The organism is Polaromonas sp. CT11-55, assembly GCF_047303325.1.
Lineage (GTDB): Bacteria > Pseudomonadota > Gammaproteobacteria > Burkholderiales > Burkholderiaceae_C > Polaromonas.
Map to the genome: position 1 here is coordinate 128283 of NZ_JBKBEX010000013.1, position 8326 is coordinate 136608.

The 8326-nt window shown below is 65.7% G+C and carries 7 protein-coding genes; all 7 read left to right on the plus strand.

The annotated features are described in order from the left end of the window. Nucleotides 1–36: 36 nt before the first annotated feature. The 7 genes from ACEN8I_RS14025 to ACEN8I_RS14055 are packed head-to-tail and all read left to right on the plus strand — an operon-like array spanning nt 37 to nt 8087. A complete protein-coding gene (locus ACEN8I_RS14025; RefSeq protein ID WP_413329097.1) occupies nt 37–759 on the plus strand; it encodes a TetR/AcrR family transcriptional regulator in 723 nt (240 codons plus the stop codon). Further along, on the plus strand, nt 756–1640 hold the full coding sequence (locus ACEN8I_RS14030; protein WP_413329098.1) for an SDR family oxidoreductase: 885 nt from the start codon (nt 756–758) through the stop codon (nt 1638–1640). Before ACEN8I_RS14025 ends, ACEN8I_RS14030 begins: the two co-directional genes overlap by 4 nt. After that, nucleotides 1637–3250, plus strand: coding sequence for an acyl-CoA carboxylase subunit beta (locus ACEN8I_RS14035; protein WP_413329099.1), 1614 nt, complete (start codon nt 1637–1639; stop codon nt 3248–3250). Before ACEN8I_RS14030 ends, ACEN8I_RS14035 begins: the two co-directional genes overlap by 4 nt. 34 nt (nt 3251–3284) lie before the next feature. After that, nucleotides 3285–4463 (plus strand): acyl-CoA dehydrogenase family protein, encoded by a 1179-nt coding sequence (locus tag ACEN8I_RS14040; RefSeq protein WP_413329100.1) that lies wholly within the window; start codon nt 3285–3287, stop codon nt 4461–4463. A 20-nt stretch (nt 4464–4483) separates the two neighbouring features. Further along, nucleotides 4484–6427 carry a biotin carboxylase N-terminal domain-containing protein gene (locus tag ACEN8I_RS14045; RefSeq protein ID WP_413329101.1) on the plus strand — a complete coding sequence of 648 codons (1944 nt, stop codon included), beginning with the start codon at nt 4484–4486 and terminating at the stop codon, nt 6425–6427. Then, on the plus strand, nt 6424–7599 hold the full coding sequence (locus ACEN8I_RS14050) for an acyl-CoA dehydrogenase family protein (protein WP_413329103.1): 1176 nt from the start codon (nt 6424–6426) through the stop codon (nt 7597–7599). Before ACEN8I_RS14045 ends, ACEN8I_RS14050 begins: the two co-directional genes overlap by 4 nt. Continuing rightward, complete coding sequence (locus ACEN8I_RS14055) at nt 7596–8087, plus strand: thioesterase family protein (RefSeq protein WP_413329104.1); 492 nt, start codon at nt 7596–7598, stop codon at nt 8085–8087. The genes ACEN8I_RS14050 and ACEN8I_RS14055 overlap by 4 nt, the downstream gene beginning before the upstream one ends. The last annotated feature ends 239 nt before the right edge of the window (nt 8088–8326 follow it).

Consider the following 8326-nt stretch of genomic DNA (forward strand, 5'->3'; position numbering starts at 1 on the left):
TGCTAAAAATAATGGATTTTGCTATGGTCCGTTCTTATGGACAAACCCGCCGCGCGTTCGCGCCCCGCTGCACGCGCCTCCCGCCCTTCAAAAACCCCTGCCGCCGCCGCTGAAAAACGCCCGCGCGGCCGCCCGCGCAAAACCCTGGACGAGCGCGACGACGGCAACCGCCGCCTCGAACTCATCACGGCCGCCGCCCGGCTGTTTCGCCAAAAAGGCTTTGATGCCACCAGCACGCGCGACATCGCGGCCGCTGTCGGCATGCACAGCGGGTCACCTTTCTACCATTTCAAAAGCAAGGGCGCGCTGCTCCATGCGGTGATGGAAGAAGGCATGCGCTCGGCGATTCAGCGCCAGGCCACGGCCCTGCAGCCGGCGAAGCCTGTCCCCGACGCAACTGCGCAGCTGCGGCTGCTGATTCGCAACCACTTCGACGTGCTGCTGGGCCCCGGCAGCGACTTCATTCCGGTCATGCTCTATGAATCGCGTTCCATCACGGCCCGGCAGCGTGCGCTGCTCGCCAAGCTGCAAAGCGATTACGAAGCTGTGTGGGAGCCGGTGCTGGAGGCCTTGGCCAAAGCAGGGCAGCTCAAGGGCCCGGTGAAGCTGGCGCGTCTTCTGATGTTCGGTGCGCTCAACTGGTCGGTGCAGTGGTTTGACGCGAAAAAATCCGCCACGCTGGATGACCTCACCGACGCGGCTATGGCGCTTTTCATTCACGTCCCCGCGCGGGGCAAACCCACAAAGGCTTTGGCATGAGCTACCAATCCGTTTTCCGGCCCGGCCTGTTTGCGGGCCAGGTCATCGTCGTCACAGGTGGCGGTTCCGGCATAGGGCGCTGCATCGCGCATGAGCTCGCCGCGCTGGGCGCGCACGTGGTGCTGATAGGCCGCAAGATCGACAAACTGCACAGCGTGGCCGGCGAAATCGTGGCGCAGGGCGGCCGCGTCAGTTTCCACCCCTGCGATATCCGCCAGGAAGAAGCCGTCAAAACCACCATTACCGCCATTGTGGTGGCCCAGGGCCGCATCGACGGCCTGGTCAACAACGCGGGCGGCCAGTACATCACGCCGCTGGAAGCCATCAGCGCCAAGGGCTGGGAGGCCGTCATCAACACCAACCTGACCGGCGGCTTCCTGATGGCGCGCGAATGCTACCTGCAGGCCATGCAGGAAAAAGGCGGCAGCATCGTCAACATCGTGGCCGACATGTGGGGGTCCATGCCCAGCATGGGCCACAGCGGCGCGGCGCGCGCCGGCATGGTGAGCTTCACCGAAACCGCCGCGGCCGAATGGGCCAAAAGCGGCGTGCGTGTGAACGCGGTGGCGCCGGGCTATATCGCCTCCAGCGGCATGGACCACTATCCGCCCGAGGCCGGCCCCATGCTGCGCGAGATGCGAAACACCGTGCCGCTGGGCCGCTTCGGCACCGAAAGCGAAACCTCGGCCGCCGTGGTGTTTTTGCTCAGCGAGGCCGCGAATTTCATCAGCGGCACGACGCTGCGCGTGGACGGCGCCAGGCCCCAGGTGCGCATGGGCTGGCCTATGCAGCAGCCCGATGCCCAAGCGCTTCAGCGCGACGCCATCAAACCCTTCGACGGCTTTCACTTGGCCGAAACGCCGAAAGTCTTCCAGCCATGACACTGTTCCAGTCGGCCTGGAATGCGCAGTCGCCGCAGGCCTTGCAGCGGCGTGAGGCCATGCTTGCGCGCATTGCGGCGCTGCGCGCGCTTGAAGAACGCAGTGCCGCCGCCTCGGCGAAGTCGCGGCCCGCCTTCGAAAAACGTGGCCAGCTCCTGCCGCGCGAGCGCGTGGCGCTGTTGCTGGATGCCGGCGCGCCCTGGCTGCCGCTGTGTTCGCTCGCAGGCTATCTGCAGGACAGCAAGGATGCCGCCCAGTCGGTGCCGGGCGGCGGCGTGGTGGCCGGCATAGGTTTTGTCAGCGGCGTGCGCTGCATGCTGGTGGCCAGCGACTCGGGCATAGAAGCCGGCGCGGTGCAATCCATGGGCCTGGAAAAAATCCTGCGTGTGCAGGAGATCGCGCTGCAGGGCAAGCTGCCTTTTGTGCACCTGGTGGAAAGCGCGGGCGCCAACCTCATGCGCTACCGGGTCGAGGGTTTTGTGCAGGGCGGCGCGCTGTTTCGTAACCTGGCGCGCCTGTCGGCGGCCGGCATTCCCGTCATCACCGTGCAGCATGGCTCGGGCACCGCGGGCGGGGCCTACATGCCGGGCCTGAGCGACGTGGTCATCATGGTGCGTAACCGTTCGCGCGCCTTCCTGGCCGGCCCGCCGCTGCTGATGGCGGCCACCGGCGAAGTGGCGACGGAAGAGGAACTGGGCGGCGCGTTGATGCACAGCGCGGTATCCGGCCTGGGCGAGCAATTGGCCGGGGATGACCGCGAGGCGCTAGGCCTGGCGCGCGAAGTCGTGGCGCGCACCGGGTGGGCGCAGGCCGAGGCCAGGAACAGGGCGCAAGACCCGCTGTACCCGGCGGAGGAATTGCTGGGCTTGGTGCCGGACGACCTGCGCCAGCCGCTGGACATGCATGAGGTGATCGCGCGGCTGGTCGACGGTTCGGATTTTTTGCCCTTCAAGGCGCTTTACGGCGCGGCGACCGTTTGCGTGCAAGCGTCCCTGGACGGGCATGCCGTCGGCATCCTCAGCAACAACGGCCCGATCGACGTGGCCGGCGCCAACAAGGCGGCCCATTTCATCCAGCTGATGTGCCAGCTGGGCCACCCCATTCTCTACCTGCAGAACACCACGGGCTATATGGTGGGCAAGGAAAGCGAGCAGGCCGGCATGATCAAGCACGGCTCAAAAATGATCCAGGCCGTCACCAATGCCACGGTGCCGCAGATCACCGTCCAGTGCGGCGCCTCCTTCGGCGCGGGCAACTACGGCATGTGCGGCCGCGGCTACGCGCCGCGTTTTCTCTTCAGCTGGCCCAGCGCCAGAACAGCCGTGATGGGCGGTGAACAGGCCGCGCGCACCATGCAGATCGTGGGCGAGGCGGCGCTGGCGCGCAAGGGCATCGCACCCGACCCGGCCCAGTCGCGGGCCCAGTACGACAAGATCGTTGCCATGTTCGAGGCCCAGGCCGATGTGTTCTACACCTCGGGCCTGGTGCTGGACGACGGCGTGATAGACCCGCGCGATACGCGCGCCGCGCTGGCGCAGTGCCTGGACATCTGCGCGCAGGCCGAGCTGCGGCAACTCAGGCCCCTGCAGTTTGGCGTGGCGCGTATGTAGGCCGCGCGAAACAGACAAAGAACCGGAGACAAACGTGCAATACACCCACGAACATCTGGAAATCCAGAAAACCCTCAAGCGCTTTATAGACGCCGAGATCAATCCGCATGTCGACGAATGGGAGGCGGCCGAGATATTCCCTGCGCACGAGGTTTTCAAGCAGCTCGGCAACCTGGGCCTGTTGGGCCTGACCAAACCTGAGGAGTACGGCGGCGCGGGCCTGGATTATTCCTACAGCATGGCCATGGCCGAGGCGCTGGGCCACATTGACTGCGGTGGCGTGCCCATGGCCATCGGTGTGCAGACCGATATGTGCACGCCGGCGCTGGCGCGCTTTGGCAGCGAGGAACTCAAGCGCGAGTTCCTCGCGCCCGCGATTGCCGGCGACACCGTGGGCTGCATAGGCGTGAGCGAGCCCGGCGCGGGCAGCGACGTGGCCTCCATCAAAAGCCGGGCACGCAAGGACGGCGGCGACTATGTGATCAGCGGCCAGAAGATGTGGATCACCAACAGCCTGCAGGCTGACTGGATGTGCATGCTGGTCAATACCGGCGAGGGCCCCGCGCACAAGAACAAAAGCCTGGTGATGGTGCCCATGCGCGAGAACGGCAAGCTGCGCAAAGGCATTGAAGCGGCGAAGAAGATCAAAAAAATCGGCATGAACTCGTCCGACACCGGCCTGATCTATTTCGACGAGGTGCGCGTGCCGCAGCGCTACCTCATAGGCAGCGAAGGCTCGGGCTTTGTCTACCAGATGATGCAGTTCCAGGAGGAGCGCCTCTGGTGCGCGGCCAGCTGCATACAGTCGCTGTCCAACTGTATTGAGTGGACGGTCGAGTGGGCGCATGAGCGCCAGCTCTTCGGCGCCGCGCTGGCTGACCAGCAATGGGTGCAGTTCAAGCTGGCGGAGATGAAGACCGAGGTCGAAAGCCTGCGCGCCATGACTTACCGCGCCTGCGAGCTCTATGTGCAGGGCCAGGACGTGACCGAACTCGCCTCCATGGCCAAGCTCAAGGCCGGGCGGCTCAACCGCCTGGTGCCTGACACCTGTCTGCAGTTCTGGGGCGGCATGGGCTACACCTGGGAGAACAAGGTGGCGCGCATGTTCCGCGACGGGCGGCTGGCCTCCATAGGCGGCGGCGCCGACGAAGTCATGATGGGCATCATCGCCAGGATCATGGGTGTGGCCAAGTCCGGCAAGAAGCCTGCCTGAAACCGCGCGCCGCAGCCCATATGGCCAAAAAGATCACAAGCCTGCTGGTGGCCAATCGCGGCGAGATTGCCCGCCGCATTCTGCGCACCGCCCATGCTATGGGCATCAACACGGTGGCCGTGTATTCGGACGCCGATGCCGGGGCCCCGCATGTGCGCGAGGCCGGTACGGCCTGTGCGTTGGGTGGTGACAGCTCGGCCGATAGCTATTTGCGGATTGACAAGCTCATCGCAGCGGCGCAGGCCGGCGGCGCCGACGCGGTACATCCCGGCTACGGTTTTCTCAGCGAGAACGCGGCCTTTGCCGAAGCGGTGATCGCTGCGGGGCTGGCCTGGGTAGGGCCGCCGCCGGCCGCGATCCGGCAACTGGGAAGCAAGTCGGCCGCCAAGCAGTTGGCGCAGGCGCACGGTGTGCCTTGCCTGCCGGGCTACCAGGGAGCGGACCAGTCGGACGCGCGCTTTGAAGCGGAGGCTGCGCGCATAGGCTACCCCGTCATGGTGAAGGCCGTGGCCGGCGGGGGCGGGCGCGGCATGCGGCTGGTGGAGGCTGCGGGGCATCTGCGGGCGGCTTTGCACAGCGCGCGTTCGGAGGCCGCGTCGGCTTTCGGCAGCGAAGAGCTGCTGATCGAAAAAGCCTTGCTGAACCCCCGCCATGTCGAGGTGCAGGTGTTTGCCGATGCCCATGGCCGCTGCATCCACCTGGGCGAGCGCGACTGCTCGGTGCAGCGTCGCCACCAGAAATTGATTGAAGAGACGCCGAGTCCCGCCATCAGTGCGGCCTTGCGAGCCCGCATGTGCGCGGCCGCCGTGGCGCTTGCGCAGGCGGCCGCTTATGTGGGCGCCGGTACGGTGGAATTTCTGGTCGAGGGAGACAACTTCTTTCTCATGGAGATGAACACGCGCCTGCAGGTCGAGCACCCGGTCACTGAAGCGGTAACCGGGCTGGACCTGGTCGAGTGGCAGTTGCGCATCGCGCGCGGCGAGGATTTGCCGCTGGCTCAGGACGACGTGGTGTTCACCGGCCATGCCATCGAGGTGCGCCTGTGCGCCGAGGATGAGGACTTCAGGCCGCATGCCGGTACCGTTCAGCGCTTTCGTGAGCCGGGCGGCATCCGCTTTGACCACGCCTTGTTCGAAGGCCTGGTAGTGCCGCCGCACTATGACTCCATGCTGGGCAAGCTTGTGGCCCATGCCGCCACGCGGGGCGAGGCCGTGGACAAGCTCATCGCTGCGCTGGGTCGCACAGAAGTGCTGGGCCTGCCGACCAACCGGGCCTTTCTGGCCGCCTGCCTGGACCACCCGGTGTTCCGGGCCGCAGGCGCGCTGATTCCCTTCCTGGCGGAGCAGGGTGCCGCTTTGCGCGAGATGCTGCGGAAAGAACAAGCGCAGGTGCTATTGCCGCTGGGGCTGGCGGCACTTTTTCCCGAAGCGACCGATCTGCCCTGCCCATTCCCGAAACCGCTCAGACTGAGGCATCGCGGCCAGGTACTGGAGCTCCGTGTGCGCGAACAGGGCAGGGGAGGGCTGGCTGTGGAAGCCGATGGGCAGGCGCAGCAGGTGTTGGTCACGCCAGGTGCCGGTGGCACCGCCACGGTTTGCATGGGCGGCACACAGCAGCGGGTGGCAGCCATGTGCCTTCAGGACGCCGTGGGACAGGCCGCCAGGCGCTGGCATGTACAGGCGGACAGTGTCGACCTGTTTCTGGATGACGCGAGCTTTGCTGCTGCAGCCTCGGGTGATGCGGACGCCTTGCTGGAGCTGCGCGCGCCCTTTAACGGCAAGGTCATCGCGGTGCATGCCGCGCCCGGCCTGGCCGTGCGGCGGGGCGACACCCTGCTGGTGATCGAGTCCATGAAACTTGAACATGCGATCAACGCCCCGCATGACGCCGTGCTGGCGGCTGTGATGGTGCAGGCCGGCCAGCAGGCTGCGACCGGCCAGGTCTTGCTGAGGTTCGAGACATGAGCGCGCCGCACGCAGGCCGCAGCGAAGACGAGGAAGCGATCACCGCCATGGCTGACGCCATGCGCCGCTTTGCCGAGCGCGAGATCGCGCCGCATGCCGCGGCATGGGACGAGGCCGGCGAGTTCCCGCGCGCGCTTTACACGCTGTCGGCCGGCATGGGTCTGCTGGGCCTGGGCTATCCCGAGGCGCTGGGCGGCACGCCGGCCTCCTGGCGGCTGCGCAATGTGGTCACGCTGGCCCTGTGCCGTTACGGCGGCAGCGGCGGCGTGATGGCCGGCCTGTTTTCCCACAACATCGCATTGCCGCCCGTGCTGCGCCATGGCAGCCCTGAGCTGCAGCGGGAAGTCATCACACCCGTGCTGCGCGGCGAAAAAATCGCCGCCCTGGCGATTACCGAACCCGGCGGCGGCTCGGATGTCGCCGCGCTGCGCACCACGGCGCGGCGCGACGGCGGCGACTATGTGATCGAAGGCGAAAAAGTTTTTATCACCTCGGGCGTGCGCGCCGACTTCCTGACCGTGGCCGTGCGCACCGGTGAGGCCAAAGGCCCTGCCGGCATTTCCCTGCTGGTGGTGCCGGGCGATGCGGCGGGCCTGTCGCGCAGCCCGTTGCAAAAAATGGGTTGGTGGTGTTCGGACACGGCGCAGCTGCGCTTCGACAATGTGCGCGTTCCGGCCCGCTACTTGGTCGGCGAAGAAGGCGCGGGCTTTCGCATGGTCATGGGCAACTTCAATGGCGAACGCCTGGCGCTGGCCGTGGCCGCGCTCGGTTTTTCCCAAGCCTGTTATGACGAGGCCCTGGACTGGGCGCGCCAGCGCAAGACTTTCGGCGCGGCCCTGGTCGAGCGCCAGGCGGTGCGCCACAAGCTGGTGGATATGCAGATGCGCATGGCCTCCACCAGCGCCTGGGCCGACGCGCTGGCGCTGCGTGCCGATGCAGGTGATGAGGCTTCAGGCGACGCCGACTGGGTGGCCCAGGTCTGCCTCTTGAAAAACCACGCCACACAAACCATGCAGTTCTGCGCCGACCAGGCGGTGCAGATCCTGGGCGGCATGGGTTATATGCGCGGCAGCAAAAGCGAACGCATTTACCGCGAGGTCAAGGTCATGATGATAGGCGGCGGCGCCGAGGACATCATGAAGGACCTCGCTGCACGACAATTAGGACTATGACCAAAACACAGCCCACCCCCGAAAGCACGATTGAATTCGAGCCGGAGTTCGTCGCCAGCCTTAAAGACCTGTTCGAGGAAAAAATCGTTTTTAACAAGCTGCTGGGTCTGAAGATCACCTCGGTAACGGCTGAACGGGTCACGGCCCGCATAGACATGCGCAACGAGCTGATAGGCCATTACGCGCACAACCGCATCCACGGCGGCGTGATCAGCGCCGGACTGGACGCCATGGGCGGGCTGGCGGTGATGGCGGCCATAGGCGCGCGCCACATGGACGAGGCGCCGCTGCAGCGCCTGCATCGCTTCACCAAACTGGGGACGATTGATCTGCGGATCGACTATTTGCGACCGGGGATCAGCGAGTACTTTGAGCTACGGGCCGAGGTGATGCGGTTGGGGTCGCGGGTGGCGAGTACGAGGATGGAGTTCCTCGGAGCCGATGGGAAGCTTTTTTCGACTGGCGCCGGGGCCTATATCGTTTCTTAGCCGGGTCTTGCGCCGGCCTTGCGCGCTCTTCCTCCTCCTTCCTTTTTTTTAGTTCAGCTGGCCGGGTCTCGCCCCGGCGGGCGAGGTACTTTTCTTTGCTTCGCCAAAGAAAAGTACCCAAAAGAAAGGCGACCCGCAGTCTGGGTCCCTACGCTTCGCTACGGGCAACCTGCGGTGCTCGAGCCAAGCGGGGTCAAAAACAACTCGCTTCGCTCAAACACGTTTTTGCCCTGATCCGC

Excerpts from the sequence above, each read along its gene's own strand:
- ACEN8I_RS14055 (WP_413329104.1), top strand. The coding sequence starts at position 7,596 with ATGACCAAAACACAGCCCACCCCCGAAAGCACGATTGAATTCGAGCCG.
- ACEN8I_RS14050 (WP_413329103.1), top strand. The coding sequence starts at position 6,424 with ATGAGCGCGCCGCACGCAGGCCGCAGCGAAGACGAGGAAGCGATCACC.
- ACEN8I_RS14045 (WP_413329101.1), top strand. The coding sequence starts at position 4,484 with ATGGCCAAAAAGATCACAAGCCTGCTGGTGGCCAATCGCGGCGAGATT.
- ACEN8I_RS14030 (WP_413329098.1), top strand. The coding sequence starts at position 756 with ATGAGCTACCAATCCGTTTTCCGGCCCGGCCTGTTTGCGGGCCAGGTC.
- ACEN8I_RS14035 (WP_413329099.1), top strand. The coding sequence starts at position 1,637 with ATGACACTGTTCCAGTCGGCCTGGAATGCGCAGTCGCCGCAGGCCTTG.
- ACEN8I_RS14025 (WP_413329097.1), top strand. The coding sequence starts at position 37 with ATGGACAAACCCGCCGCGCGTTCGCGCCCCGCTGCACGCGCCTCCCGC.